Genomic DNA, 25,395 nt, shown 5'->3' with positions numbered 1-25,395 from the left:
AGCATTGATAGTTTTGGTTTCCAAAGTCAAACTTAGTAAATGATTGATACTTAGGAGTGAGATATGTGTGAAGGTGCTATTTTTTTGTATAAATAGCGCTATTTAATTGTATTTGACTTTTCTAAGAATTCGTATAGTTTCTTTGTAAGAGTTATATAAATTAATTCCGTGTTTTTTTATATAAGGTTTTGCTTGCTCCAGTTGCGGTAAGGCATCATCAAATCCATTAAGAAAACAAATAAGGTAACTTGCGGCCAAATTTTTAAGATCCTCAAGTTCAATTTGAGATAATTTACGTTTGTTTTTTAGTTTTTCTAAAATAGCGTTATTAGTGTTGTAAATGTGGTGCAATACTTTTTTGTCGAACTGAGGTGGTTCAAAAATGAGGTTGGCTTCGATAGTGTAATTAGCACTATCGTTAAACCGTATCGTTTTTTCTTCGAGTTTATAGTATTTATAAGAATTATATAATCCAAGTCTTACATACTCAATTATTTTAAAGGAGTCTTCTGTATAGGAAATGGCTACGTCATCTAAAGCGGAATAAAATAAGAGAACCTGTTCGTTTATGAGTTTTATATCTACTCTAGAAAAGAAGACTTTATCTTTAACTTGTTTTTTGGCACCCGACCAGCATAAAACAAAGTATTCTTTAAAAACTTTGTACTGTGGATTAAAGTCTTGTCGTTTATTCATAAAATCGAAAACACCATCTAAAGTCAATTCAATATTATTTTGGGCATGGTTTTCTATGGCAGCAACAATTTTAGAATTGACGTCTTTTATTTCAATATCAAACACTTTAGGCATGCTTATACTGCCATCTCTAAAAAACACGGATCCACCGTAATATTTCCAAATATTTTTCTTGAGTGATGTTATACTATCAATAGGTCTTATGGTAACTAAACCTACAACTTTATGTTCTGGTAAATGCGGAAATGGGATGTTTTCATATTGTATTATTGGAGGGTTTTGAAGGTAGGCATTTATAAGGTTCTGAATTTTACTATCATCAAAAAAATCGACACCTACAATAGTGTTGTCTTTGTCTTCTGCACCAATAACGATGTATGAATTATTTTTAGGGTTGCTATTGGATAGTGCGCAGATATGTTTTAGAAACTTAGCTTTCCCTTCTTTCTGACTAATATTGATTTTTCGTTTTTTGTCATAAAAGCTGTTCTCATCATTGTGAGCAAGTAAATTTTTTATGAGTAGTCTTTTGTTAATCAAGGCCTATTGGCTATTAATTATTGTTATTATTTATTAGGACTTAATCGAACTTAGGCCCTTTTCGATTAGATTTTTTTAAATAATTCATAAATTTTGAAAGTTGCTCAATTAGGTTGTCAGCTTTTGAATTAAGCTCTGTGTATAATTTGACAGAAATATGATTTCTGTTTTTTGCACGCAATAATTGCGATTTGGTTTCTGCACAAGAACCTCGTGAGAAACTTAAAAACATAATAAATTCTTTATTTCCACCTCTACCAAATCCTTCAGCGATATTATCCATAATTGAACCAGAAGAACCATTAATTTGCTCTCTCAATTTATAGTCTTTTTGTAAAGGTGTATTTGTAATGATATCCCAAATATCATCACAAAATACTGTAGCATTTTTGTAAACTTCTAAATCTTCAAATGAACGATAATGTGCCATGGTGTAGCAATAAAAAATAATTAATGAGAATAAATAATATTTAACAGCAGTAAAGAAACTATAAAGATTTCTTTACTGTTGTTGAATTAGCCTGAGCTGTACAAAACATCAATACATCTGCAATATTCACATGAGCAGGTCGAGACACGGCAAAATAAATGACCTCCGCAACATCTTTCGCTTGCAACGCTTTATAACCTTTATAGACATTATCTGCCGCTGCACCTCCTTTAAATCTTACCTCGGAAAATTCAGTTTCTACCAAACCAGGATTAATAGCACCCACTTTAATTCCAAAGGGATTTAAATCAATGCGCATGCCTTCTGTAATGGCTAAAACGGCATGTTTACTGCCGCAATAGACGTTTCCATTGGGGTACACTTCTTTTCCTGCAGAAGAGCCAATATTAATTATTTGTCCTGATTTGCGCTCTGTCATTCCGGGAATAATGGCTTTACTCACATAGAGCAACCCTTTTACATTAATATCCATCATGGCATCCCAATCGTCTAAACTTCCATTTTGAATTGGGTCTAAACCATGTGCATTTCCAGCATTATTAATGAGAATGTCGATGTTCTGAAATTCTTTTGGCAAGGAAGCAATAGCTTTAAATGTTTGATCTCTATCGCGTACATCAAAATTTAAGGTGTAAACGTCAGTCTCTTCAGATAACGCATGTTGTACACTGTCTAAGCGTTCTTGCCTGCGTCCACACAATACTAGGTTAATGCCGTGTTTTGCAAATTCGTGAGCAGTCGCTCTGCCAATGCCACTTGTTGCGCCTGTGATTAGGGCTGTTTTTTTCATACGTCTGTCATTCCTGCGAGGCAGGAATCTAATTTTGGTTGAATGTTATGTTTTTAAAATCATGAGAGTTCTACGTTCGGAAGAATCAGTTAAGGTACCGTACAGCCCTGCGCAGATTCCAAGATCAAAAACCAATCTTCAAGTTCCAAATTAATTTTTGTTGCCTCAACGGCACGTTTTAATCGTTCTTTGGTGGTTGTTCCTACAACCGGATGAATTTGAGATGGATGTTTCATAATCCAAGCCAATAACAATTGGTCTTTTGTAGCATTATATTTATCCGTCAATGCGCCAAGCTGTTTGTGTACGCGTCTAGTTTGTTGATTATCGTCTTTAAATACGGAACCTAAAGGTGACCAAGCCATTGGTTTAATACCGCAAGTTTGCATGTAATCTAAGGTGCCATTGTGCATTGCTGAATGTTCGGTTAGCGAAAATTCTATCTGATTAACATCAATATCCATTCGTAAGCCAATCATTTCCATTTGCGATGGTGTAAAATTAGATACGCCAAAATCTCTAATCTTACCGTCTTTTTTTAGAATCGTAATCGCTTCAGCAATCTCTTCAGCAACCATTAATGGACTCGGTCTATGTAATAACAAGACATCTAAATATTCGGTTTCGAAATGTTTTAGCGATTCTTCAACAGACCAAATAATATAATCTTTATTGTAGTCATAGTGTTTAACGGTATTGTTTCGGCCGCCAAATTGTTCTTGAATACCACATTTTGATATCAATTGAATGTCTTCACGTTTAATATCAGAGTCTTTAAATGCCTTACCAAAGTCGGTTTCCGTGGTGTAAGCGCCGTAAATATCAGCATGGTCAAAAGTGGTAATGTGATTAGAAATGCAGAAGTTTATTAAAGATTGCATTTCTTTTTTTGAGAGTTGTTTTCCCCAGCTTCCCCAGGTCATAGTACCTGCAATTAATCGAGAATATTTCACTTTATTTTCAGTTTATATGGATTTTTTTGCAATTCATGCATAAAAATAGTCAAAACATAACGATTACGGTATCATTGAACTGTATTTATTCAACAACCCAAATCATGAAGCATTTACACATTTTAAAAATAGTTACTTTCGCATGTATTGTCTTACTGTGCACTACTAGCTGTTCAAAAGAAGAGTTAAATAACGATGAACATTTAGCAGGAGTTTCAGTGAGTCTAAAAAGCGCGACAAAGAATCTCAATCCCGTTTTCTTAGATATTGAAGCTATTGAAGTAAGAGTAAAAGAAGATGTAGATGTGCCAAGTGCATGGGTGAGCTTAGATCTTATGGATGCTGGTATTCATAACGTCAGTGGTTTAAATAATGATTCTGAGTTGCTTTTAGTAGATCATTTTGAGATAAAACCAGTGCATATTTTTGAAATTAGACTTGTTCTTGGTGACAATAATTTTATGGATATAAATGAAGTTTTAGTTAGTTTAGATATTAAAGAAAAAGGAAATGCAACTCCTTCTAACTTAGTGACATCAGAATTAGAAAGAAATCACCTTTACGATATAAGTATAAACCTAGATATCGATGAATCTATATGGTTTGATGATAATGAAAGCATGATGATTTTAAACCCAAAAATATATACAGAAATAAGACAATTTGAATATTAGTTATCCTAATCCATGATTAATACATATAAAAAGAGTAATACTTCGGTGTTACTCTTTCTTTTTTTTAACCAATTGTTAACAGCAACTAAGAAAAAATTTTAACACTTTGCATCCTCTAAAAATTACGAAACCATTTGTTGGAGTTATTTCAGAAATGGTATATAAAATAGTTTTGATCTTAAATCCTTAAATAATGGAAGAAACGAGTACAGTTGATATTAAATCAATTAATGAAAAGATAGAAAAAGAAAGTGCATTTGTAGATTTACTAACCTTTGAAATGAATAAGGTAATTGTAGGGCAAAAGCATATGGTAGAGCGGTTACTCATCGGTTTATTAGGTCAAGGTCATATTTTATTGGAAGGTGTTCCCGGTTTAGCAAAAACATTGGCAATTAATACGCTTTCTAAAGCAATTGATGCAACATTTAGTAGAATTCAGTTTACACCAGATTTATTACCTGCAGATGTGGTTGGTACATTAATTTTTAATATGAAGGAGAATGACTTCACTATTAAAAAAGGTCCAATCTTCGCCAATTTTGTTTTAGCAGATGAGATTAACAGAGCACCTGCAAAAGTGCAATCGGCATTACTTGAAGCCATGCAAGAAAAACAAGTTACTATTGGTGACGAAACCTTTGGTTTAGTTAAACCATTCTTAGTAATGGCAACTATGAATCCGGTTGAACAAGAAGGAACATATCCTTTGCCAGAAGCGCAAGTGGATCGTTTTATGCTAAAAACAGTAATAGATTATCCAACCATAGATGATGAGCAACAAATAGTAAGAGCTAACTTAAAAGGCGCTTACGAAAAAGTAAATCCTGTGGTGTCTATCGCTCAGATTCTAAGTGCTCAAAATGCCGTTAGAGAGGTTTATATGGATGAGAAAATTGAAAAATATATCCTCGATATTATTTTCGCTACACGTTATCCTGAAAAATATAAACTAGGAGATTTAAAACCATTAATTTCTTTTGGAGCGTCTCCTCGTGGTAGTATTAATTTAGCGACTGCTGCTAAATGTTATGCCTTTATTAAACGAAGAGGTTATGTTATTCCAGAAGATGTACGTGCAATAGTGCATGATGTTTTACGTCACAGAATTGGAATCACCTATGAAGCTGAAGCAGAAAATATCACTTCTGAGGATATTATCAATAAGATTGTAAACGAGATCGAAGTACCATAAATAGTGGTCAGTAAATCAGTATTCAGTTGGCAGTGGCTAACTCTAATGCTGATTTATACGTAACTGCTAACTGAAGACTGCTCACTGCAAACTGAAAAAATGGATACTAAAGAACTTCTAAAAAAAGTACGAAAAATAGAGATTAAGACACGTCGACTGTCTGATCATATATTTGGAGGAGAATACCATTCTACCTTTAAAGGTCGTGGTATGACGTTTTCTGAAGTGCGCCAATATCAGTTTGGTGATGATGTAAGAAATATAGATTGGAATGTTACGGCAAGAACCAATGAACCTCACATAAAAGTATTTGAAGAAGAACGAGAGCTTACCATGATGCTTATGGTAGATGTGTCTGGTAGTGAGTTGTTTGGAACACAAAATCAGTTTAAAGATGAAATCGTTACAGAAATCGCAGCAACCTTAGCGTTTTCGGCCACTCAGAATAACGATAAAATAGGACTCATTTTATTTTCAGATCAAATAGAACTTTATATTCCGCCTAAGAAAGGGCGCTCGCATGTCCTTAGAATTATTAGAGAGCTGCTAGAGTTTCAACCAAAAAGTAAACAAACAAACGTTGCGGAAGCGTTTAAGTTTTTGTCTAATGTTATGAAAAAGAAAGCGATTGTTTTTGTAATGTCAGATTTTGTGGCAGACGATTACAAGCAAAATCTAAAAATAGCAGCAGGCAGACACGATATTACAGGCATAAGAATTTACGATAAACACGAAGCTGAAATTCCAAACATAGGCATGGTGCAAATGGAAGATGAAGAAACGGGAGAAGTGATGTTAGTAAACACAGCATCTAAAAAAGTAAGACTTAATTATAGCAAATTTTATAACGAAAAAGTAAGCTACTATAAAGACAGTTTTGCAAAATCTGGAGCCGGAACTATAGATTGTAGAGTAGATGAAAGCTATGTAAAGAAGCTCTTAGGCTATTTTAAAAGAAGATGACGATAAGCTCAAAGCTAGAAGTGTGAAGCATGAAGGAGTATAAAGTGAAAAGTATAAAGTAAGAAACGCAAAGTGAAAAGTTTAAAATATATAAGTAACATATTAGTAAAAAATAAGAACGTATCTGTCTTCCATCCTCGGTCTTCAGTCTTCGGTCTATTTTCTATTTTCTTATTTCTTATTTCTTTTTCCGCTTCTGCCCAAGTTTCAACAGAAATAGATACCACTAAAATTAGAGTTGGTGAACAAATCAACTATAAAATTAATGTCGAAGCAGATTCGTTAGCGTTAGTTGTATTTCCAGAAGGTCAAACCTTTATGCCTTTAGAAAATGTTGAAGCCTTAAAAATAGATACAACAAAACTTGAAGCAAATTTCCGATTATCAAGAATTTATAAACTAACACAATTCGATTCTGGAGCATACACTATTCCAAGACAAAAAATTATAATTGGTGAGCAACCGTTTTTTACAGATTCTTTAAGCGTTGAAGTAAGCACTGTTGAGGTTGATACCACAAAACAGAAACTCTACGATATTAAACCTATTATAGAAGTAGAAGAACCCGGAAGTGATTGGTGGAAATGGGTTTTAATAGCCTTATTAGCCATTGCGTTGGTAGCTTTTTTACTGTATTGGTTTATTTGGAGAACTAAACCATTAACAGAGGAAGAGGAAATCGCTTTGTTACCACCTTACGATCGTGCAAAATTGGCATTACAGAAATTAGATGAAAGTCAGTTGTTAATACGTTCAGAAGTCAAAGAGTATTATTCAGAATTGACCTTTATTATTAGAAAATATTTAGATGAAAAAGTCTATGATCGTGCATTAGAAAGTACAACATCAGAACTTGTTTCAAGGTTAAATTTATTGAAAGAAGGCAATCAAATTCCGCTTTCAAAAGAAACAATTCAGCATATTGAATCTATTTTAAAACGTGCCGATTTGGTAAAGTTTGCGAAGTCTGCACCAGATACAGCACTTGCAGAAATGGATAAGTCTACAATAGATAAAGCCATTGATCATGTTAAAGTAAGCTTGCCAGAACCTTCTGAAGAAGAAAAATTATTAGACCAAAAATATAAAGAAGCGCAAGAGCGTAAAAAGAAGCGCAGAAAAATCTGGATTACCGTTGGTATTTCATTATTTCTAATCATCGCAACTTTTGTCGGTTTTGGTATAAAATATGGTTTCGGATACGTAAAAGACACCATAATTGGTCATGAAAGTAAAGAACTCTTAGAAGGCAATTGGGTTAAAAGTGCTTATGGTTTTCCACCCGTTTGGATTGAGACACCTAAAGTTTTAAAACGTGTAGACCCTCAACTTCCGGAAGAAGCACAAGGGAAACTCAATATGACTACTTTTGCCTATGGAACCATGTTCGATGCCTTTAGTGTGGTTATAAATACAACGACAGTAAACGAGCCAAAACAAGGACAACAAGCGCAACAAGGACAGAATGCAGATGAGCCAACTTTTGATTTATTAGAAGTGTCGAAAGAAACCATAAAAAGTTTTGAAGAAGAAGGAGCTTCCAATATTGTCGTTAAGACCGATAAATTTATTACACCTAATAATGCCGAAGGGCTAAAAACATTTGGCACCGCTGATTTTAAAGCGCCAGGAACAGATAATGTTATAAATGCAGAGTATACTTTATTATGTTTTGCTAATGAAAACGTTTTACAACAGATTATAATTACATGGTCTAAAGACGATGATTATGCAGATGAAATGATTGAAAGGATAACAGACTCTATAGAACTGAAAGCTGAAGAGACTGAAGAAGAGAAAGAATAATGTTAGAGAATATAGAATTTTTAAATAAAGAGTTTTTCTGGGTATTGCTGCTTTTACCAATAGCCATAGTTTGGTATGTTTTAAAACATAGCAAGCAGACTGCTGAATTAAAAATGTCGAGTATTAAAGGATTTAAAGGGGCATCGACATTTTGGTCTAAATTTAAACACCTTCTTTTTGCATTGCGATTAATTGCGTTAGCACTTTTAATCACGGCATTAGCAAGACCAAGAACTGTAGATGTATCTACAAAAACAAAAACCACTAGCGGAATTGATATTGTGATGGCCATTGACGTTTCGGCAAGTATGTTGGCAAAAGATTTACGTCCTAATCGATTAGATGCATTAAAAGAAGTCGCTGCAGATTTTATTGATGGTCGCCCAAATGATAGAATCGGTTTAGTAGAGTATGCTGGTGAAGCTTATACTAAAACACCTATAACAAGTGATAAATCTATTGTAAAACGATCGTTGAGAGATATTAATTACAATTCTATTATTGAAGGTGGAACAGCCATTGGTATGGGTTTAGCCACGTCTGTTAATCGATTAAAAGACAGTAGAGCTAAGAGTAAGGTTATTATTTTACTTACAGATGGTGTTAATAATTCAGGATTTATAGACCCAAAAATTGCGAGCGAATTGGCGGTTGAATATGGTATTAAAGTGTACACTATTGGTTTAGGAACAAATGGCATGGCATTGTCGCCAATTGGTTTTAATTCTAATGGAACCTTTAGATATGGAAGAATGCAAGTGGAAATTGATGAAGCCTTATTAAAAGAAATTGCAGAAGAAACAGGAGGAGAGTATTTTAGAGCAACAAATAATGATAAGTTAGCACAAATCTATGACGAAATCAATAAGCTTGAAAAAACGGAAATAGAAGAAACAAAATATTATAATTACGACGAAAAATACAGGCCATTAGTGCTATTGGCAGGATTATTATTATTGATAGAATTAATATTGCGACACACAAAATTTAGAAGCTTTGTTTAGACTCGATGAAAGTATATGGTTTTGGACGTTACTGGTAATTCCGGTAATCATTTTACTGTTTGTAGCGCTGCAACTGTGGAGACGTTCTGCACAGAAAAAATTTGCAGACTCTGCGTTGTTAAAGCGTTTAAGTCCTAATCAATCACTATTTAAAAGTGTATTAAAAGTATTAGTGCTTTGCACAGCTTTTGCGTGTTTGTCGTTGGCATTGGTTAACCCAAAAATTGGTACCAAATTGGAAACCGTTCGTAGTGAAGGCGTAGATGTTGTCTTTGCGGTAGATGTTTCTAAAAGTATGTTAGCCGAAGATATTGCGCCAAACCGATTAGATAAATCGAAACAGTTAGTTACACAAATTGTAAATAGTTTGGTGAGCGACCGTGTTGGGATTATTGCGTATGCTGGTAAAGCATTTCCGCAATTGCCAATTACAACAGATCATGCTTCTGCAAAAATGTTTTTGCAAAATATGAATACGGATATGATGTCTTCGCAAGGCACAGCCATCAGTGAAGCCATTCAGCTGTCTAAAACCTATTTTGATAACGAAGATCAGGCCAATCGTGTGTTAATCATTATTTCAGATGGTGAAGATCATGATGGAGAAGCTTTAAATGTAGCAGAAGAAGCGGCAGAGCAAGGGATAAGAATATTAACCGTTGGTGTAGGTGATGTCAAAGGAGGTCCAATCCCTATAAAACGTAATGGAGTTGTTCTCAACTACAAAAAGGATAACCAAGGTGAAACTGTAATTACACGTTTAGACGAAACTACTTTAAAAGAGATTGCTTCAGAAGCCAACGGAGTTTATATCAATGGAAAAAATACAGCAGATGTTGTAAATACTATAAAAGATGAATTAGATAAAATGGATAAGCAAGAATTTGAATCGAAGCAAATCGCAGATTTTAAAGATCAGTTTCAGTGGTTTTTGGCATTCGGAATTCTACTATTATTCATTGATATCTTCTTTTTAGAACGGAAAACAGCTTGGTTAAAGAAACTTAACCTGTTTAATGAGAATTTTTAAATTTTCTTTAACGCTAAGTCTGATAGGGCTTTAGTAATTTAGAGGTCGTTTTTATAATTAACACACACCTATGAAGTTTTATATTTTACTCATAACATGTTTAGTTGGAAGTTTTGGGTTTTCTCAAGACCTCAGTAAGGAGCAATTAAAGGCCGACAAAAACGCGACAAATTTAGTTTATAAAGCGAATGAATTGGTCAGTGAAGACAATTTTGTTGGGGCTGAAATGGAATATAGAAAAGCCATTTCTGAAGCACCAACCAAAGCTACAGGAGCTTATAATTTAGCACATACTTATTATAAAAAAGGAAGCTTTAATGAAGCTTTATATAGAAGCCAAGAAGCAGCAAATAATGCCACTACAAAAGATGAAAAACATAGAGCATTTCATAATATTGGTAATATCTTAATGCAAAATGAGCAATGTAAAGAAGCCGTTGAAGCTTATAAGAATGCATTGAGAAACAATCCGTTTGATGAAGAATCGCGTTATAATTTTGCCTTAGCAAAAGAATGTGCCGACCAACAACAGCAAGATGGTGGAGGTGAAGACAATAAAGAAGACGAAAACAAAGATAACGAACAGAACAAGGAAGACGAGCAAAAGAAGGACGACGAAAACAAGGACGAAAACGAAAATAAAGACGACCAAGATAAGAAGGACGAAGGCGATCAGGATAAAAAAGATGGTGACCAGGATAAGGATGAAGATGGAAAGCCAAAAGACGACAAAAAGGACGATGGAAAAGGTGAGGAAGATAACAAAGACAACAACCAACAACCTAAACCAAAACCAGGTCAAATGTCGCCTCAACAGATAAAGAATATTTTAGAAGCGATGCAAAATCAGGAACAAAAGGTGCAAGAAAAAATGAATGCTGAGAAACAAAAAGGCGCTAAAGTAAAAACGGATAAGGATTGGTAAACGTTTAAAGTCAATACATATGAATTTATTAAAAAACGGATTAATAATTTTCTTAATGCTTGTAACGAGCATGACTTCTGCGCAAACTAAATCTGATACAAATTCAAGTACGGAGAACGTATTAATTTCTAAGTTCGATCAAGGTGTTCATGTGGTAGCAGAAGCTTCTAATTCTACTATAAAACTCAAAGACAGTTTAAGTATTAATTTTAAGCTTTACGTATCTCATGATATAGGTATTTCTAATTATGAAGAGCAAAACGATTTAACAACAGAAGATTTTGAAGTTGAAAATATTAAGCTTTCTAATTTTAATGTAGAAAATGAGATTTTAAATAAGGAAAAGTACCGACTCGTGGTGTTTAAGACCTCTGTACTAAAGCCAAAACAGAAAGGCACATTTGTTTTAGAGGGCTTAAATTTAAATGTTACTGCTAACATTCCTTCAACAGAAAATGATGAGTTTGGCAGATTTATTATGGAAAAAGTAAATAGAACAATTAAAACAAATAATGTTGTAATTAATGTTATCTAACGTTTAGGTAATAGCCTCAAAAAATGAAATTAATTAAAAACATATCAATATTATTTCTAATACTTGCTACAAGTATTGCTACTGCACAGGTAAAATTTGAAGCAAAAGTGAGCAAGAAGAAGTTAGGAATTAACGAGCGTTTGCGCATCGATTTTGAAATGAACCAAGATGGAGACAATTTTGTGCCACCTAGTTTCTCAGATTTTGATGTTGTTGGCGGACCAAATACTTCCGTAAGTCATCAGTACGTAAACGGTAAACGTTCTTTTAAAAAAACATATAGTTATTTTTTAGCACCAAAAAAACGTGGAAACTTTACTATAAAGCAGGCAACCATTGAGATAGAAGGTGACACATATAAAACATTTCCTATTACGGTTAATGTCACTGCAGCAGTAAGCAAACCTAACGGAAAAGCAGCGGCCTCAGATGTTGCTGCTGAAAATATACACTTAGTCGCAGAGGTGTCTAAGTCTAATCCGTATTTAAATGAAGCTATAACTGTAGTTTATAAATTATATGTTTCAAAACATACAGGTGTAAATAATTGGAGAGAAAAAGATATTCCAAGATATAACGACTTCTGGAGTCAAAATATTGAAATTAAAGGTTTTCCTGTTCACGTTGGAGAGTATAAAGGAGAAGAGTATAGATATGTAATTCTTAGAAAGACGGTACTTTATCCTCAAAAAATCGGAGCTCTAAAATTAGAGCCTTTAGTAATGGATGTTACCGTAGAAGTACCATCAGAACGTACGGATATTTTTGGGAGATCATTATTAACTCGAGTGCCTAGAGTAGTTACAGCGGGTAGTAGAACAATTAATGTTAAGGCATTGCCAGAAGAAGGGAAACCATCAGACTTTAAAGGAGCCGTTGGGAATTATGATTTTAAAGTATCAACGACCAAATCACAGTTGAATGCTACAGAATCGCTTCAAGCAAAAATAGAAGTTTCAGGTAAAGGGAATTTAAAACTGTTTGAATTGCCAAAACTTACCGTTCCAAGTTCATTAGAAGTTTACGAACCAGAACACCAAGAAAATATTCGTACCAATATCACTGGTATGCAAGGTAAAATTTCGGATACGTACACTATTGTACCACAGTATAAAGGGAAGTATCCTGTACCCAATATATCATTTTCTTATTTTGATTTAGCGACCGAAAGCTATAAGCGTATTACTTCAGATGACATTGTTATAGATGTTTTAGAAGGGCCAACGGCAGCTGTAACTAATGAAGAAGCTACGACGGCAGATACTAAACAGACTGTTAATACTAATACCAATACATTTGCATTTATAAAAACCAATTCTAATTGGTTAAGCATAGAGTCGGAGCCCTTTTTTAAGTCTACCGGGTTTTGGTCCTTGTTATTAGTCCCATTTTTAGCGATTCCGTTAGCTATTGTGGTAAGGCGTAAAAAAGATGCACGCGATGCAGATGTACAAGGAAATCGTATTAGAAAAGCCGACAGATTGGCTAAAAAATATTTAAGTGAAGCTAAAAAAGCGATGGGACAAAAAGAATCGTTTTATTTAGCCTTAGAAAAAGCACTTCATAATTATTTAAAAGCAAAATTAAATATTGAAACGAGCGATTTTAATAAAGAAAAAATTGAAAGCTTATTATCAGAACGAAAAGTTGAAAAAGAGGTTGTTTCAGATTTTATTTCAATATTAGAAAATTGTGAATTGGCACGTTACACACCTATTGCGCAAGTTACTATGCAGAATGATTATGATAAAGCAGCAAAGACAATTTCATTAATAGATAAACAACTTAGATAATATGAGAGCGATTACCTTCTTACTGTTCTGTTGTTTTAGCCTTTTTGGTTTTGCGCAAAACGATAAAATATTTAGTGAAGCCAATACCTTATATAACGATGGTAAATTTGCGGAAGCTATTGATAAATATGAATCTATTTTAGGTTCAAAAGAACATTCGGCAGAATTATATTACAACTTAGGAAATGCCAATTATAAACTCAATAATATTGCACCAAGTATATATTATTTTGAAAAAGCTCTGCTATTAGATCCTAACGACGAGGACATTAAAAATAATTTGGCATTTGCACAAAACATGACGATTGATGCCATTGATAAAGTGCCAGATGTTGGTTTTTCAAGAATTATAAATAATGTCGTTAACACTTTTAATACAGATACTTGGGCTAAGATTGCAATAGGAGGTGTGCTATTGTTTGTCATTATATTTTTGGCTTATCACTTTTCATATTCCAGTTCTAAAAAACGAATTGCTTTTGTAACGAGTATTGTAAGTTTATTTGTGGGTTGTATTTCTATAATTATGGCATTTCAAAAAGAGGGTTTAAATAAAAAAGATAATCCTGCTATTATTTTTGCACAAGAAAGTAGAGTGAAATCTGACCCTAATCCTACTAGTGAAGAGGTTTTTAGACTGCATGAAGGCACTAAAGTTCAGGTTATAAAGGCGTATGAGGACTGGAACGAAATTAAACTTTCCGATAATTCTACAGGTTGGATTCCTGCTAAAGACATCAAATTATTGAAAACTTTTTAGAACTTATTTAACAGTTCGCTAACATCAAACGTATTATATTTGCGGCTTATGTTTCAGAAATACATATATCAATCCGCTGTATTTTTTGCCATTGTATTAATGGCACTCATTTCTGCACCTACTATTATTGTGTCGTTTGATGACACAACAGATGTCACTTCATTTTATAGTATTGTAGAAGAGGAAGAAAATCATAATGTAAAATTGGTTTTTAAAAATACTGACCAAGAATCTAATACATTATTTGATGATTGTTCAAATACACATGGTGTAGGATATATGTATAAACAGTATCCAAAACCACATCTCAATTTAATATCTCCACCACCCGATTTTATTTAATATTTTATTCGTTAGGCATTTATTGTCCCCAAAAAAAATATTAAAATAACTATTGAAGTCTATTCAATAGCATAAAATCTTTATATCAAATGTTTAAAACATTAAAAAGCGACTTGCCTGCAAGTATCGTTGTATTTTTCGTTGCATTACCTTTATGTTTAGGTATTGCCTTAGCCAGTGGAGCACCTCTTTTCTCTGGTTTAATTGCTGGAATTATTGGAGGAATTGTAGTTGGAGCCTTAAGTGGTTCTAAAATCGGAGTTAGTGGACCTGCAGCAGGTTTAGCAGCTATAGTTTTAACAGCCATTGGTACTTTAGGTGGCTACGAAAACTTTTTAGTCGCTGTTGTATTAGGTGGAGTTATTCAGTTAATTTTTGGTGTTTTAAAAGCTGGTATTATTGGATATTATTTCCCTTCCTCTGTGATTAAAGGTATGCTTACCGGAATTGGAATTATCATTATTTTAAAGCAAATCCCTAACTTTTTTGGTTATGATGAAAATTCTGCTTGGGATTTAGAATTTTTTGAAATAGATGGTGGTAATACCTTTTCAGAATTAATTGCGATATTTGGTAATATCCAACCTGGTGCAGCCTTAATAGGAATTATTAGTTTGTTGCTCTTAATTCTTTGGGATAAAGTTTTTAGCAAAAAAGGGAAGTTTTTTGAAATTATTCAAGGCCCTTTTGTAGTTGTCGTTTTAGGTATTATATTTTTTACCATAACTCAAAATAACGATGTATTTGCTATAGGTTCTGCTCACATGGTTAGTGTTCCAATTCCTGAAGATTTAGATTCATTTATCGGTCAGTTTAGTTTTCCTAATTTTTCGGCAATTACTAATCCAGAAGTGTGGATTGTTGCCTTTACTATTGCCCTAGTCGCTAGTTTAGAGACTTTGTTATGTGTAGAAGCATCAGATAAAATAGATCCAGATAAAAACGTAACTCCAACAAATAGAGAGTTGTTAGCTCAAGGTACTGGTAATGTTTTATCAGGTTTAGTTGGAGGTTTACCAATTACACAAGTTATTGTAAGAAGTTCTGCCAATATTCAATCTGGTGGTAAAACAAAGTTGTCAACCATATTACACGGGTTTTTACTTTTAATCTCGGTAATTTTAATTCCTACGTTACTTAATAAAATTCCGTTATCAGTGTTAGCAGCAATTTTATTGATAGTAGGATACAAGTTAGCTAAACCATCATTATTTAAGAAAATGTACGGATTAGGATGGAAACAATCTATCCCATTTTTTGTAACCGTAATAGGAATCGTTTTTACAGATTTATTAGTAGGTATCGGGTTAGGTTTACTAGTTGGTATCGTTGTAATACTATTAAAAAGTTATCAAAATTCTCATTTTCTTCATATTGAAGATAAAAGTAACGGAAAATCAAAATTTAAGATGGTGTTAGCTGAAGAAGTAACCTTCTTTAACAAAGGTGCTATCTTAAAAGAATTAGATAAGTTACCAAGAGATTCTTATTTAGAATTTGACGTAACTAAAACAAGATTTCTCGATTATGATATAATTGAAATTCTCGAAGATTTTGCTTTTAAAGCAAAAGAAAAAAATATTGATATCAAGTTAATATCTAAACGTGGAATTGTTGAAAATCCTCCAAGTTTTATTGAGTTTTTTCAATTGAGGCCAAAATCTAAAATCAGTTTAAGTTAATTCATTTAGAAAAGTCAAAACAATTAATTTAACGCAGTAACATTGGTCTCAGTGACCTTTAAGAATAAAAAGAAAAACATGAAAGCACATACAAGAGAAACCCAATCAACAATGACACCAGAAAAGTCATTACAATATTTAAAAGAAGGAAATGTAAGATTTCAAAATAACTTAAAAGCAAATAGAAATTTATTAGAGCAGGTAAATGACACCAGTGAAGGACAATTTCCTTTTGCAACAATTTTGAGTTGTATAGACTCTAGAGTATCAGCCGAATTGGTTTTTGACCAAGGTTTAGGAGATATTTTTAGTGTACGTATTGCAGGGAACTTTGTAAATGAAGATATTTTAGGTAGCATGGAATTTGCATCTAAACTTGCGGGCACAAAGCTTATTGTGGTATTAGGCCACACAAGTTGTGGTGCTATTAAAGGAGCTTGCGACAATGCTAAATTAGGCAATTTAACGAAGCTTATTGAAAAAATCACTCCAGCTGTTGAGGCTGTTAAAGAACCTAAAGATCCAGAGTTAAGAACTTCTAAGAATTTAGAATTTGTAGATAATGTATCTCACATGAATGTCGATTTAACTATCGATAGAATTCATGCAGAAAGTCCAGTACTTTCTGAAATGGAAAAAAACGGTGAGATAAAAATTATCGGAGCTATGTACGATGTTAATTCAGGAGCAGTCACTTTTTTTGAATAACTAAATTCAAAAAAAAAACGATTAGAAAAACAGCATTGACAGTAGCGTTAATGCTGTTTTTTTTTATCGTTGAAATAAAACTATTGTCATATGAATGTTAGAAGTAACCATTAAAGGCTGTATTTTCATTAAATTTGAAGAAAGTATAGTTTCTATTAACGCCCTCATACAATATTATGGACTTGAATAATGTGTTTAAAAACAATGAAAAATGGATTAAGAATAAACTTGCTGTTGATTCAAATTACTTTGAAGAATTAGGTAAAGGACAAAATCCAGATTTATTATTTATAGGCTGTTCAGACAGTCGTGTTACTGCAGAAGATTTAATGGGATTAGGTCCTGGTGAAGTTTTTGTACATAGAAATATTGCTAATATGGTGGTTGGTACAGATGCAAATGGCATGTCTGTTGTTAACTATGCTGTAACGCACTTAGAAGTAAAGCACGTTGTTGTTTGTGGTCATTTTGCCTGTGGAGGTGTAAAGGCAGCCATGCAATCTGCTGATTTGGGTGTGTTAAATGGATGGTTAAGAAACATTAGAGATGTGTATAGAATGCATCGCGAGGAACTCAACGCTATTGAATGTGAAGATAAAAAATACGACCGATTAGTAGAGTTAAATGTACAAGAGCAATGTGTTAATTTAATTAAAACAGCAGCAGTACAAAAGGCATATAGAGATAGAGGATTAAAAGTGCACGGTTGGGTGTTTGATGTTCACACCGGAAAGCTTATCGATTTAAAAATTAATTTTGAAAAATATCTCAAAGATATTATGGAAATCTATCACTTAGATTAATAGGAAAGCCACCCGAAAGCGTGGCTTTTTTTTATGCTTCTTTGTCTACTTCTTCAAGGTTTTCTTCAGACTCACTTTTTATAATTGAAGGAAAAATTATGGGAGCTAAAGCCTTTACAGGGTCGTACAGCATACTATTTTCTAAATCTTCTTGTTCCATAAATGGAAGCGTATTATTCATTTTATGAAAAACACCTAGTAGTACACTCAGAATCATTCCAATTTTAAGGGCACCAAAAACACCACCTGCTAGTTTATTAACAATACCTAAAGCTGCGAAATTAGCGAGTTTGGTTAAGGCTTTACCAGCTAAGCCAATGGCTAAAACAATCACTACAAAAGTGATGGCAAAGGCTACGATATTCATGGTTTTTTCGTTCCAATCAACATTTGGTTCTAAAATGCCAGCAGCAAATCCACTAAAGTGAATGGCTCCCCAAACCCCTAACACTAAAGCTAATAACGACGCGACCTCTACAAACAATCCTTTGAATAAGCCACGTATAAATCCAAACAATAAAAGGGCAGCTAAAATAATGTCAATAATACTCATACAACTAGCGGTTTAAACAAAAGTACATGAATTTTACCATTTTAATATAATAACGGAAATCATAAGGCTTTAGTTTATTAACTTTGATGACTTTAAAGAACTCGAACTCGAACTCGAACTCGAACTCGAATTTGAAACTTTAAACGAATTAAAAGAAGTATAATATTTAAAGAGATTCCCGATAATATGGGAAGTGAGCATGGCAAGAGACGAACAATTAAAAGAACGATGGGACTTGGTAGTAGAAAAACTCTCTAACCAATTTGCAGATGGCGACCAATTAGATCTCGATTCTATAATATACCTTATCGGTGTACAAGAGCTAGGTCAGTTACATCGCGAATATAAAAAAGACCACAAATTAGATTTAATGCATATTGCAATTTGTAAGGTGTTAGAACCTTATGGGTTTTATGAATTTGATTATGTAGATGAAGAGGGTTGGCCACACTACAAAGTACTAGCGCAGTTACCACATCTAAAAGCTGGTGAGCAAAGTGTACTGATGAAAGAGGCGATTGTTAATTATTTTGTTGAATCGGATTACATTACCTAAACTAATTACTTTGAGTTGTATTAAAAATGTTAATTAAAAAAATAGAGTTAACTATGAAAAAAGTATTTTTACTATTAAGTGTTTTTGCACTTGTATTTGCTTCATGTAGCAGTAATAACGATGATGATGCTTCAATAGATCCTATCGTTGGAACATGGAAATATCATAAATATTTCGAAAATGGAGTTGAACAAACTGTTACTGATTGTGAAAAAGAAGAAACTTTAATTTTTAATTCAAATGGAACATTTGAGTATATCTATTTTGATGAAGATATGGATGGTAATTGCTTATTAGATGAATCTATTTCATCAACATGGTCAAATGATGGAGATGGATTTTATACGCAATATATTGAAAATGATGTTGCTACAAAAGAAATAATTTTTGAAAACAATACGTTTTATTTTGAAGATTTTTACGATAATGAAACACCTGATGATACCTCAGATGACATGACGTTTAAAGACGTTTTTATCAAACAATAATCAGTTTTTATAAAATAGATAAAAACGCCTTCATATTGGAGGCGTTTTTTTTGTATAAAATCATTAAATTTGCCCTCTACTTTTAGAAACCATGATAGACAAGATAAAAGAACTTATAGCAGAAGCAGAAGCTTTTAAAGCACAATCAAAAGAAGAGGTTGAAGCCTTTAGAATTAAATATTTAGGTTCAAAAGGGCATTTAAAAGCGTTTTATGGCGAATTAAAAAATGTAGCGAACGATCAGAAAAGAGAATTCGGACAAATAATTAATGAGCTTAAAAACACAGCCGAAACTAAAGTAAATGACTTAAAAGAAGCTTTAGAAAATCAGGAAGAAGAAAAAGGTATCTATGGTGATTTATCGCGTCCAGGCGAACCGATTGCTATTGGTGCGCGTCATCCGATATCTATTGTTAAAAATGAGATTATCGATATCTTTTCACGTATTGGTTTTAACGTTAGCGAAGGTCCAGAAATTGAGGATGATTGGCATAACTTTACAGCGTTGAATTTGCCAGAATACCATCCGGCAAGAGATATGCAGGATACGTTCTTTATTCAAACTGATCCAGATATTTTATTACGTACGCATACCAGTTCTGTACAAGTGCGTTATATGGAGAATAACCAACCACCAATTCGTACAATTTCACCAGGTCGCGTATATAGAAATGAGGCGATTTCTGCTCGTTCACATTGTTTTTTCCACCAAGTAGAAGGCTTGTATATTGATAAAGATGTGAGTTTTGCCGATTTAAAACAAACACTTCAATATTTTACAACCGAAATGTTTGGGAAATCTAAGATTAGATTGCGCCCTTCATACTTTCCGTTTACAGAACCAAGTGCTGAGGTCGATGTATATTGGGGATTAGAAACCGAAACCGATTACAAAATAACCAAAGGAACAGGTTGGTTAGAAATAATGGGTTGCGGAATGGTAGATCCAAATGTATTGGAGAATTGCGGTATCGATTCTAAAGAATATTCAGGTTTTGCTTTTGGTATGGGAATAGACCGTATTGCAATGTTACTAAACCAGATTGGTGATATTAGGTTATTGAGTGAGAATGATGTGAGATTTTTAGAGCAGTTTAAGAGTGCATTGTAATTGTTTTGTCATTTCGAGCTTGCCGAGAAATCTCATAGATTTTAAAAAATATGTCAAAGATAAATGCTGATCATAACTATTTCGTCTATATAATAACCAATAAAAACAAAACCGTACTTTAGCGTTACCAATAATTTAGTTGATAGACTATACTACCACAATAATCCTGAAGCACATTCCAAATCTTTCTCTCATAAATATAAATGCAAATATCTTATCTATTATGAACATTTCACAGATGTAGAAACAGCAATTAATAGAGAAAAACAACTTAAAAAGTGGAATAGAGCGAAAAAAGAATTCTTAATTAACCTTCAAAATCCGAATTGGAATTTTCTTAATGATAAAATTTGAGATTTCTCGGCAAGCTCGAAATGACAATATTAAATGAAGAAAGACATTAATATACCAGAAGTAAAAGACGTACACGTTGCTGTAGTGCAAGAACAACATATAGAATACAAAACTCTAGACTGGAACGCCTATATCATTAACAACAGTGACCAAGATTTAGAAACCGTTCTAATTGTGTCTAGAGGTTATAATGATAAGAAACTTACACCAGTAATGCGACACACTATTGCAAAACTACCAGCAAGAAGTTACGCAAAAATTGAATACTTACAGGAAAAAGTATTAGAACTCAATAACGAGTTTAAAATCACGTTTTTTGAAGGTAACCAAATGTTTGATAAAACATACTTGTTTAGAAAAAACACAATAAACGAAAAAGCTTTGCAAACAGTTCCTTTGATGCAGTTGAAGGGTGTTTTGGTGAAATAGCATTTAGCTGTTAGCTCTCTGCTTTTAGCTAAAAGTAAAAGGCTAACAGCTAAGATCTAAAAAATCAATCCAACTTGTCCGTCAATTTCGTAAACACCTTTTTAGGATTCTTATTCTCATACAAAATTTCGTAAACAGCATTAATTATAGGAAGTTTTGTCTTTTTATTATTCTTTTCGTTTAGTAAATACGCGCTTTTAGTAGCATAATAGCCTTCAGCCACCATATTCATTTCCATCTGTGCAGATTTTACGGTGTAGCCTTTACCAATCATGTTTCCAAACATACGGTTTCGAGAAAAAATGGAATAACCAGTTACTAATAAATCACCCAAATAAGCCGAATTGTTAATGTTTCGCTTCATCTTATGCATCTTTTTGATAAAGCGTTTCATTTCTCTAATCCCATTACTCATTAAGACACTTTGAAAATTATCGCCATAACCTAAACCATGAGCTATTCCGGCAGCAATAGCATAAATGTTTTTCAGCATTACAGCATATTCTACACCAATAATGTCATCGCTAATTTTTGTTTTTATATAATCGCTAGATAAGCTATCTGCAATAGCCTGAGCTTTTTTAGAATCGTCGCATGCAATAGTAAGATACGATAAACGCTCTAAAGCAACTTCTTCTGCATGGCATGGACCAGCAATAGCAGCGATGTTTCCGAATGGAATGTTGTATTCATCGTGAAAATGCTCACCTACTAATTTTCCGGTTTCTGGCATAATACCTTTTACTGCAGACACGATAGTTTTTTCACTAATGTCTGTAGTAAGTTTTTGTAGTTCACCATGAATAAAAGCAGAGGGAATAACAAAAATGAGTACATCTGCCCAATCTGCAATTTCATTAATATCGTTACTGAGTTTTAATTGTTCTGTTTTAAATTCAACCGAACTTAAATAACTCGGATTATGTTGTTCTTTTAAAAGGTGCTCTTTGGTATAAACGCTACGCATGTACCAACCAATTTCATCTAAATTTTCGGATAGCATTTTAACAATGGCAGTGGCCCAACTTCCTGCGCCAAAAACAGCATATTTTGTAGTATTACTCATAGTGATTATGTCTATTTACTAAATCAAAAATAAGGAAACTTTTAATGATAGACTAATGTTAAGTGAAGCTTAAAACCCTTAAGAACCTCGCAAAGGCGAGAAGCCGCAAAGATTAATATGTGCAACTTTACGCCTTTGCATCTTTGCGAGAAAAAAAGTGAAAAATATTTTTGGCACACGTTTTGAAACTATCCATAATATAACCTTAAAACCGTTAGATTATGAAGACTATAAAACTACTATTAGGATTTGCATTTATTGCAACATTATTTACCTCTTGTTATGTAGAGGAAACACATTATATAGAGGAACCAACAATTTCGTTAAATCAGTTGTTGAATTCTTATGATTTATGGTATGTTGATATCAATTCTACCCAAGGTTATGGGGAAACCCCATTTTTGCAGATTGCGTTTACCGTGTCTTTTAATAATGGTCGTTTATATGCGAATAATAACTTGGTTGGCTTTGGAAATCAGGGTAATGGTTATGGCGTTGAAATAGGGTATTACGATGCTTATGATATGATTTTGGATGTCAATCACATTATCGATGGTTTTGATAGTTTTGATGTGTACCAAATAGATAATAATACCATTGAATTATACAATCCGTATAATGACACGTCTTATTTCTTAGATGGTTACCAGAAATCTAACTTTGATTATGATTATATCTTCTATGATAACATTCATTATTTTTTACAAGAATATGAGGCTTGGGGAAAAACATATACCAGTAATTACGGAGCTTTAAACGATTTTGATAATGAAAATTATTTACAATTCTTATCTGGTGGAAATGATGCCACGTTTAGAAGCTCTCAGGATCAAAATGTGTACAATACAAATAACATTTATTGGGATTATACTGGCGATTATGGTATTGGAAATGTCTCTGGAAATAACTACTCAAAAACATTAACATTAGATTATGATTTCTTTGACAATGAATACTTCGAATTAAACGTTATTAATGATAGTACAATAGAGTTGTACCATACGAACTCTGGAACAGTGTATGAATTTACAGGCCATGGATATATACAGTATTACAGAAGTACGAATGAAGAAGGAAAGTCTACTGCCGAAGTTGATAGATCTAAAAAGCGTAAGCAAAAAACTAAGAAAGTAGAAAACACAAGGACGAATACACGAAACATTTAAGTATAACAATAATACAAATGAAACTAAATTTTGGTTGGTTATTTAGTTTCAAAACGCTCAGATAAAACACTTGTTTTACTGAGCGTTTTTCTTTTTAGCGTTAATTATCATCCGACTTATTTTTCCATTTTATAAGTCTATAAATTACGTTATCGTCGGTGCCGTAACGTCGAAAAGAACCCGTTACATCATCGACAAAACCATTAAGAATGCGATCACTGATTTTTTCAATAAATAAGAAGTTGATTACATCTTTAAAAATAGTAAAAGGAGTTAATAGAAACCCTTTGGCAGACCACCAGCCAGCAAAGAAAGTCATTACAATTGCATTTAGTTTTTCTTGTTTTCCACAAGGTTTACAAAGAATCTGTTCATTTCTAGAGGTACTCATTCCAATTAGAAAAGATTTCACAGTATGCGTTTCAAAACCATAAAGTTTACGTTTTTCTGAACATTTTACACACCGCTGATTTTGGATTTTACGAATAAGATTTTGTCGTTCTAAACCAGTAAAGGATTGCGTTTCTGAGTCTACCCAACTAATAAGACTTCGGTTTAATTGTCGTCTTATAATTTCATCTTTTAGGACTGTAAGAATCTCTTTTCGTAGACCTTTAGATTCGTTTCTTGCGATTTTTTCAATTTTCGCATCAGGAAAACGTTTGTAGTTTTTTCTTACTTCTTCAACGCTATACATGCGGAGATTACAAATCCTTCAATAAAACTTCTAACTCTTCAAAACCTTGAGGTTTCGATATAAAGATTTTATCAGAATTCAATAAAAAATACATTGGTGTAGCAGAAATACCGTAGGTTTCCACAATAGGGTTTTCCCATTTTTCTAAGCCTATTTGGTGAATAAAATCAGGATAGTTTTCTTTTTCTTTTTCCCAATTTCTCGTGTTGTCTTCTAAGCCGAAAGCAACAACTTTTAGGTTGGGTTTATTTGCTACCATAGCTTTCACTTTTGGCAATTCACTTAGACAATGACTACAGCTACTACTCCAAAAGATAAGCAAGTAGTTTTCTGCACCTTCTAATTGGTGTAAGCTTGTTTTTTGGTCATCTTTTAAGTTGATTTCAAAATTTGGTGCTTTAGATCCAATTGAGGTGTTTTTAAAAGAAGTCAACATGTTTTCCAATACCTTATTGTTTGAGGCTTTTGCTAACTCTAATAAATGACTGTCAGTAATATAATTGGCTATATTATAATTTTCTACCGTTACAAAACGATGCCATAGTGTTTCTAAGAGACTTGTTTTAATTCGTAAATCGTCATTGCTAATGGCAGCTGCAACATCATCAATATGCTGTTTGTAGGTGTCTTCACTAGGATTGGCAACCATATTAAAAACATACGCAGAAACGCGATCTACTAGGTAAGATGAACTTTGTAACAGATTATCACTAAAATTTACCTGACTTAAATAATGCTGTTTAAGGTTATTTGAATACGTACTAATATCTTCATATTGTGTTGGAATGTAAGGTCTATTGGCTTTAATAAAACTAAAAACTAGCTTGTCCTTAGCTAACTCTTCATAAGCCGTTTGTGTGTCTTTTAAGGTTTTGAAAATAGCTGTAAAACCTTTCTTGTCATTATTTTCTTTAGAGTAATAATTGCTAATGGTTTGGTTCACCATATCAATACTTTTTAGGTAAGATGCCCAAAGTTTGTTTTCTTCAGATTGGGTGAATTTTATGCCTTTTTCAAAGCTAAAATCAAAGACTACTGTTTCTTTTCCGTCGTAAATAAAATCGAAATTATTTTCCTCTGGTGGAGTGGCATATACAATTTTATAGATACCAGGAGTAACGGATTCATCTAACGGAATTTCAAAACTTCCTAAACTATCTAATTGTCCTCGGTTAACATAATGAGCGCTTTCTGGTGTTGCTTTATATAAAAATGCATAAGTAAAATCTTCTGCAGGAGAAAAGGTGCCTTTTACGCTTTGGGCAAAAGAAATTAATGGTAATACGACTATAAGGATTAAGATTTTTTTCATTTGGATGTACTAT

At 33.1% G+C, this 25,395-nt stretch carries 28 protein-coding genes; 20 read left to right on the top strand and 8 right to left on the bottom strand.

Features of this window, described 5'->3' with window-relative positions; translation table 11 throughout:
* Positions 1-102: 102 nt before the first annotated feature.
* The 4 genes from K1X16_RS05960 to K1X16_RS05945 all read right to left on the bottom strand — a co-directional run bounded on the left by K1X16_RS05960 (position 103) and on the right by K1X16_RS05945 (position 3,430).
* The gene (locus K1X16_RS05960) at positions 103-1,236 is read right to left on the bottom strand and encodes an ATP-binding protein (RefSeq protein WP_225035396.1); all 1,134 of its coding nucleotides are present in this window, start codon (positions 1,234-1,236) and stop codon (positions 103-105) included.
* Between the two features lie 40 nt (positions 1,237-1,276).
* Complete coding sequence (locus K1X16_RS05955; RefSeq protein ID WP_195872517.1) at positions 1,277-1,666, bottom strand: four helix bundle protein; 390 nt, start codon at positions 1,664-1,666, stop codon at positions 1,277-1,279.
* Positions 1,667-1,724: 58 nt separating this feature from the next.
* Positions 1,725-2,477, bottom strand: a complete 753-nt coding sequence (locus tag K1X16_RS05950) for an SDR family NAD(P)-dependent oxidoreductase (protein ID WP_225035395.1) — start codon at positions 2,475-2,477, stop codon at positions 1,725-1,727.
* A gap of 89 nt (positions 2,478-2,566) precedes the next feature.
* Complete coding sequence (locus tag K1X16_RS05945) at positions 2,567-3,430, bottom strand: aldo/keto reductase family oxidoreductase (protein ID WP_225035394.1); 864 nt, start codon at positions 3,428-3,430, stop codon at positions 2,567-2,569.
* A gap of 104 nt (positions 3,431-3,534) precedes the next feature.
* On the opposite strand from K1X16_RS05945, the gene K1X16_RS05940 reads away from it, so the two are divergent.
* The 14 genes from K1X16_RS05940 to K1X16_RS05875 all read left to right on the top strand — a co-directional run bounded on the left by K1X16_RS05940 (position 3,535) and on the right by K1X16_RS05875 (position 17,650).
* Positions 3,535-4,104, top strand: coding sequence for a DUF4382 domain-containing protein (locus tag K1X16_RS05940; RefSeq protein WP_195872515.1), 570 nt, complete (start codon positions 3,535-3,537; stop codon positions 4,102-4,104).
* A 193-nt stretch (positions 4,105-4,297) separates the two neighbouring features.
* Positions 4,298-5,299: an AAA family ATPase gene (locus K1X16_RS05935; protein ID WP_195872514.1), complete on the top strand. Its 1,002-nt coding sequence runs from the start codon at positions 4,298-4,300 to the stop codon at positions 5,297-5,299.
* Between the two features lie 99 nt (positions 5,300-5,398).
* Complete coding sequence (locus tag K1X16_RS05930) at positions 5,399-6,262, top strand: DUF58 domain-containing protein (RefSeq protein ID WP_195872513.1); 864 nt, start codon at positions 5,399-5,401, stop codon at positions 6,260-6,262.
* 165 nt (positions 6,263-6,427) lie between these two features.
* Positions 6,428-8,068 (top strand): hypothetical protein, encoded by a 1,641-nt coding sequence (locus K1X16_RS05925; protein ID WP_410529986.1) that lies wholly within the window; start codon positions 6,428-6,430, stop codon positions 8,066-8,068.
* A complete protein-coding gene (locus K1X16_RS05920) occupies positions 8,068-9,072 on the top strand; it encodes a vWA domain-containing protein (protein WP_195872512.1) in 1,005 nt (334 codons plus the stop codon). The genes K1X16_RS05925 and K1X16_RS05920 overlap by 1 nt, the downstream gene beginning before the upstream one ends.
* Positions 9,065-10,102 (top strand): vWA domain-containing protein, encoded by a 1,038-nt coding sequence (locus K1X16_RS05915; RefSeq protein ID WP_195872511.1) that lies wholly within the window; start codon positions 9,065-9,067, stop codon positions 10,100-10,102. Before K1X16_RS05920 ends, K1X16_RS05915 begins: the two co-directional genes overlap by 8 nt.
* A gap of 70 nt (positions 10,103-10,172) precedes the next feature.
* On the top strand, positions 10,173-11,027 hold the full coding sequence (locus tag K1X16_RS05910) for a tetratricopeptide repeat protein (protein ID WP_225035392.1): 855 nt from the start codon (positions 10,173-10,175) through the stop codon (positions 11,025-11,027).
* Between the two features lie 19 nt (positions 11,028-11,046).
* A complete protein-coding gene (locus tag K1X16_RS05905; RefSeq protein WP_225035391.1) occupies positions 11,047-11,562 on the top strand; it encodes a hypothetical protein in 516 nt (171 codons plus the stop codon).
* A 23-nt stretch (positions 11,563-11,585) separates the two neighbouring features.
* Positions 11,586-13,355: a BatD family protein gene (locus K1X16_RS05900; RefSeq protein WP_225035390.1), complete on the top strand. Its 1,770-nt coding sequence runs from the start codon at positions 11,586-11,588 to the stop codon at positions 13,353-13,355.
* A 1-nt stretch (position 13,356) separates the two neighbouring features.
* Complete coding sequence (locus K1X16_RS05895; RefSeq protein ID WP_195872507.1) at positions 13,357-14,115, top strand: tetratricopeptide repeat protein; 759 nt, start codon at positions 13,357-13,359, stop codon at positions 14,113-14,115.
* A gap of 48 nt (positions 14,116-14,163) precedes the next feature.
* Positions 14,164-14,457, top strand: coding sequence for a hypothetical protein (locus K1X16_RS05890; RefSeq protein ID WP_225035389.1), 294 nt, complete (start codon positions 14,164-14,166; stop codon positions 14,455-14,457).
* Between the two features lie 89 nt (positions 14,458-14,546).
* Complete coding sequence (locus K1X16_RS05885) at positions 14,547-16,139, top strand: SulP family inorganic anion transporter (protein ID WP_225035388.1); 1,593 nt, start codon at positions 14,547-14,549, stop codon at positions 16,137-16,139.
* Between the two features lie 78 nt (positions 16,140-16,217).
* Positions 16,218-16,847: a carbonic anhydrase family protein gene (locus K1X16_RS05880; protein ID WP_225035387.1), complete on the top strand. Its 630-nt coding sequence runs from the start codon at positions 16,218-16,220 to the stop codon at positions 16,845-16,847.
* Positions 16,848-17,023: 176 nt separating this feature from the next.
* Positions 17,024-17,650, top strand: a complete 627-nt coding sequence (locus tag K1X16_RS05875; protein ID WP_225035386.1) for a carbonic anhydrase — start codon at positions 17,024-17,026, stop codon at positions 17,648-17,650.
* Positions 17,651-17,681: 31 nt separating this feature from the next.
* On the opposite strand, the gene K1X16_RS05870 is transcribed toward K1X16_RS05875, so the two are convergent.
* Complete coding sequence (locus tag K1X16_RS05870; RefSeq protein WP_225035385.1) at positions 17,682-18,203, bottom strand: CvpA family protein; 522 nt, start codon at positions 18,201-18,203, stop codon at positions 17,682-17,684.
* 199 nt (positions 18,204-18,402) lie between these two features.
* On the opposite strand from K1X16_RS05870, the gene K1X16_RS05865 reads away from it, so the two are divergent.
* The 5 genes from K1X16_RS05865 to K1X16_RS05845 all read left to right on the top strand — a co-directional run bounded on the left by K1X16_RS05865 (position 18,403) and on the right by K1X16_RS05845 (position 21,141).
* Positions 18,403-18,759, top strand: a complete 357-nt coding sequence (locus K1X16_RS05865; protein WP_195872502.1) for a hypothetical protein — start codon at positions 18,403-18,405, stop codon at positions 18,757-18,759.
* Between the two features lie 53 nt (positions 18,760-18,812).
* Positions 18,813-19,247: a lipocalin family protein gene (locus K1X16_RS05860; protein ID WP_225035384.1), complete on the top strand. Its 435-nt coding sequence runs from the start codon at positions 18,813-18,815 to the stop codon at positions 19,245-19,247.
* Between the two features lie 91 nt (positions 19,248-19,338).
* Positions 19,339-20,358, top strand: coding sequence for a phenylalanine--tRNA ligase subunit alpha (gene pheS / locus K1X16_RS05855; protein WP_195872500.1), 1,020 nt, complete (start codon positions 19,339-19,341; stop codon positions 20,356-20,358).
* A gap of 99 nt (positions 20,359-20,457) precedes the next feature.
* A complete protein-coding gene (locus K1X16_RS05850; protein WP_317196419.1) occupies positions 20,458-20,712 on the top strand; it encodes a GIY-YIG nuclease family protein in 255 nt (84 codons plus the stop codon).
* A gap of 33 nt (positions 20,713-20,745) precedes the next feature.
* Positions 20,746-21,141, top strand: a complete 396-nt coding sequence (locus K1X16_RS05845; protein ID WP_225035383.1) for a hypothetical protein — start codon at positions 20,746-20,748, stop codon at positions 21,139-21,141.
* Positions 21,142-21,205: 64 nt separating this feature from the next.
* On the opposite strand, the gene K1X16_RS05840 is transcribed toward K1X16_RS05845, so the two are convergent.
* The gene (locus tag K1X16_RS05840) at positions 21,206-22,207 is read right to left on the bottom strand and encodes an NAD(P)H-dependent glycerol-3-phosphate dehydrogenase (RefSeq protein WP_195872498.1); all 1,002 of its coding nucleotides are present in this window, start codon (positions 22,205-22,207) and stop codon (positions 21,206-21,208) included.
* A gap of 221 nt (positions 22,208-22,428) precedes the next feature.
* Between K1X16_RS05840 and K1X16_RS05835 the strand changes: the two genes are divergently transcribed.
* Positions 22,429-23,373, top strand: a complete 945-nt coding sequence (locus tag K1X16_RS05835) for a nicotinic acid mononucleotide adenyltransferase (protein ID WP_225035382.1) — start codon at positions 22,429-22,431, stop codon at positions 23,371-23,373.
* Between the two features lie 100 nt (positions 23,374-23,473).
* Here K1X16_RS05835 and K1X16_RS05830 read toward each other — a convergent pair whose 3' ends face one another.
* The gene (locus K1X16_RS05830) at positions 23,474-24,070 is read right to left on the bottom strand and encodes a hypothetical protein (protein ID WP_225035381.1); all 597 of its coding nucleotides are present in this window, start codon (positions 24,068-24,070) and stop codon (positions 23,474-23,476) included.
* A 7-nt stretch (positions 24,071-24,077) separates the two neighbouring features.
* Positions 24,078-25,382: a TlpA family protein disulfide reductase gene (locus K1X16_RS05825; RefSeq protein ID WP_225035380.1), complete on the bottom strand. Its 1,305-nt coding sequence runs from the start codon at positions 25,380-25,382 to the stop codon at positions 24,078-24,080.
* Between the last annotated feature and the right edge of the window lie 13 nt (positions 25,383-25,395).

It is taken from the genome of Winogradskyella sp. SM1960, from assembly GCF_020179375.1.
GTDB lineage: Bacteria > Bacteroidota > Bacteroidia > Flavobacteriales > Flavobacteriaceae > Winogradskyella > Winogradskyella marina.
Note: the sequence above shows the minus strand (reverse complement) of the source record. Positions and strands in the feature narration are given on the sequence as shown.

Excerpts from the sequence above, each read along its gene's own strand:
- K1X16_RS05955 (WP_195872517.1), bottom strand. The coding sequence starts at position 1,666 with ATGGCACATTATCGTTCATTTGAAGATTTAGAAGTTTACAAAAATGCT.
- K1X16_RS05950 (WP_225035395.1), bottom strand. The coding sequence starts at position 2,477 with ATGAAAAAAACAGCCCTAATCACAGGCGCAACAAGTGGCATTGGCAGA.
- K1X16_RS05940 (WP_195872515.1), top strand. The coding sequence starts at position 3,535 with ATGAAGCATTTACACATTTTAAAAATAGTTACTTTCGCATGTATTGTC.
- K1X16_RS05935 (WP_195872514.1), top strand. The coding sequence starts at position 4,298 with ATGGAAGAAACGAGTACAGTTGATATTAAATCAATTAATGAAAAGATA.
- K1X16_RS05930 (WP_195872513.1), top strand. The coding sequence starts at position 5,399 with ATGGATACTAAAGAACTTCTAAAAAAAGTACGAAAAATAGAGATTAAG.
- K1X16_RS05920 (WP_195872512.1), top strand. The coding sequence starts at position 8,068 with ATGTTAGAGAATATAGAATTTTTAAATAAAGAGTTTTTCTGGGTATTG.
- K1X16_RS05910 (WP_225035392.1), top strand. The coding sequence starts at position 10,173 with ATGAAGTTTTATATTTTACTCATAACATGTTTAGTTGGAAGTTTTGGG.
- K1X16_RS05905 (WP_225035391.1), top strand. The coding sequence starts at position 11,047 with ATGAATTTATTAAAAAACGGATTAATAATTTTCTTAATGCTTGTAACG.
- K1X16_RS05900 (WP_225035390.1), top strand. The coding sequence starts at position 11,586 with ATGAAATTAATTAAAAACATATCAATATTATTTCTAATACTTGCTACA.
- K1X16_RS05895 (WP_195872507.1), top strand. The coding sequence starts at position 13,357 with ATGAGAGCGATTACCTTCTTACTGTTCTGTTGTTTTAGCCTTTTTGGT.
- K1X16_RS05890 (WP_225035389.1), top strand. The coding sequence starts at position 14,164 with ATGTTTCAGAAATACATATATCAATCCGCTGTATTTTTTGCCATTGTA.
- K1X16_RS05885 (WP_225035388.1), top strand. The coding sequence starts at position 14,547 with ATGTTTAAAACATTAAAAAGCGACTTGCCTGCAAGTATCGTTGTATTT.
- K1X16_RS05880 (WP_225035387.1), top strand. The coding sequence starts at position 16,218 with ATGAAAGCACATACAAGAGAAACCCAATCAACAATGACACCAGAAAAG.
- K1X16_RS05875 (WP_225035386.1), top strand. The coding sequence starts at position 17,024 with ATGGACTTGAATAATGTGTTTAAAAACAATGAAAAATGGATTAAGAAT.
- K1X16_RS05870 (WP_225035385.1), bottom strand. The coding sequence starts at position 18,203 with ATGAGTATTATTGACATTATTTTAGCTGCCCTTTTATTGTTTGGATTT.
- K1X16_RS05865 (WP_195872502.1), top strand. The coding sequence starts at position 18,403 with ATGGCAAGAGACGAACAATTAAAAGAACGATGGGACTTGGTAGTAGAA.
- K1X16_RS05860 (WP_225035384.1), top strand. The coding sequence starts at position 18,813 with ATGAAAAAAGTATTTTTACTATTAAGTGTTTTTGCACTTGTATTTGCT.
- pheS (WP_195872500.1), top strand. The coding sequence starts at position 19,339 with ATGATAGACAAGATAAAAGAACTTATAGCAGAAGCAGAAGCTTTTAAA.
- K1X16_RS05845 (WP_225035383.1), top strand. The coding sequence starts at position 20,746 with ATGAAGAAAGACATTAATATACCAGAAGTAAAAGACGTACACGTTGCT.
- K1X16_RS05840 (WP_195872498.1), bottom strand. The coding sequence starts at position 22,207 with ATGAGTAATACTACAAAATATGCTGTTTTTGGCGCAGGAAGTTGGGCC.
- K1X16_RS05835 (WP_225035382.1), top strand. The coding sequence starts at position 22,429 with ATGAAGACTATAAAACTACTATTAGGATTTGCATTTATTGCAACATTA.
- K1X16_RS05830 (WP_225035381.1), bottom strand. The coding sequence starts at position 24,070 with ATGTATAGCGTTGAAGAAGTAAGAAAAAACTACAAACGTTTTCCTGAT.
- K1X16_RS05825 (WP_225035380.1), bottom strand. The coding sequence starts at position 25,382 with ATGAAAAAAATCTTAATCCTTATAGTCGTATTACCATTAATTTCTTTT.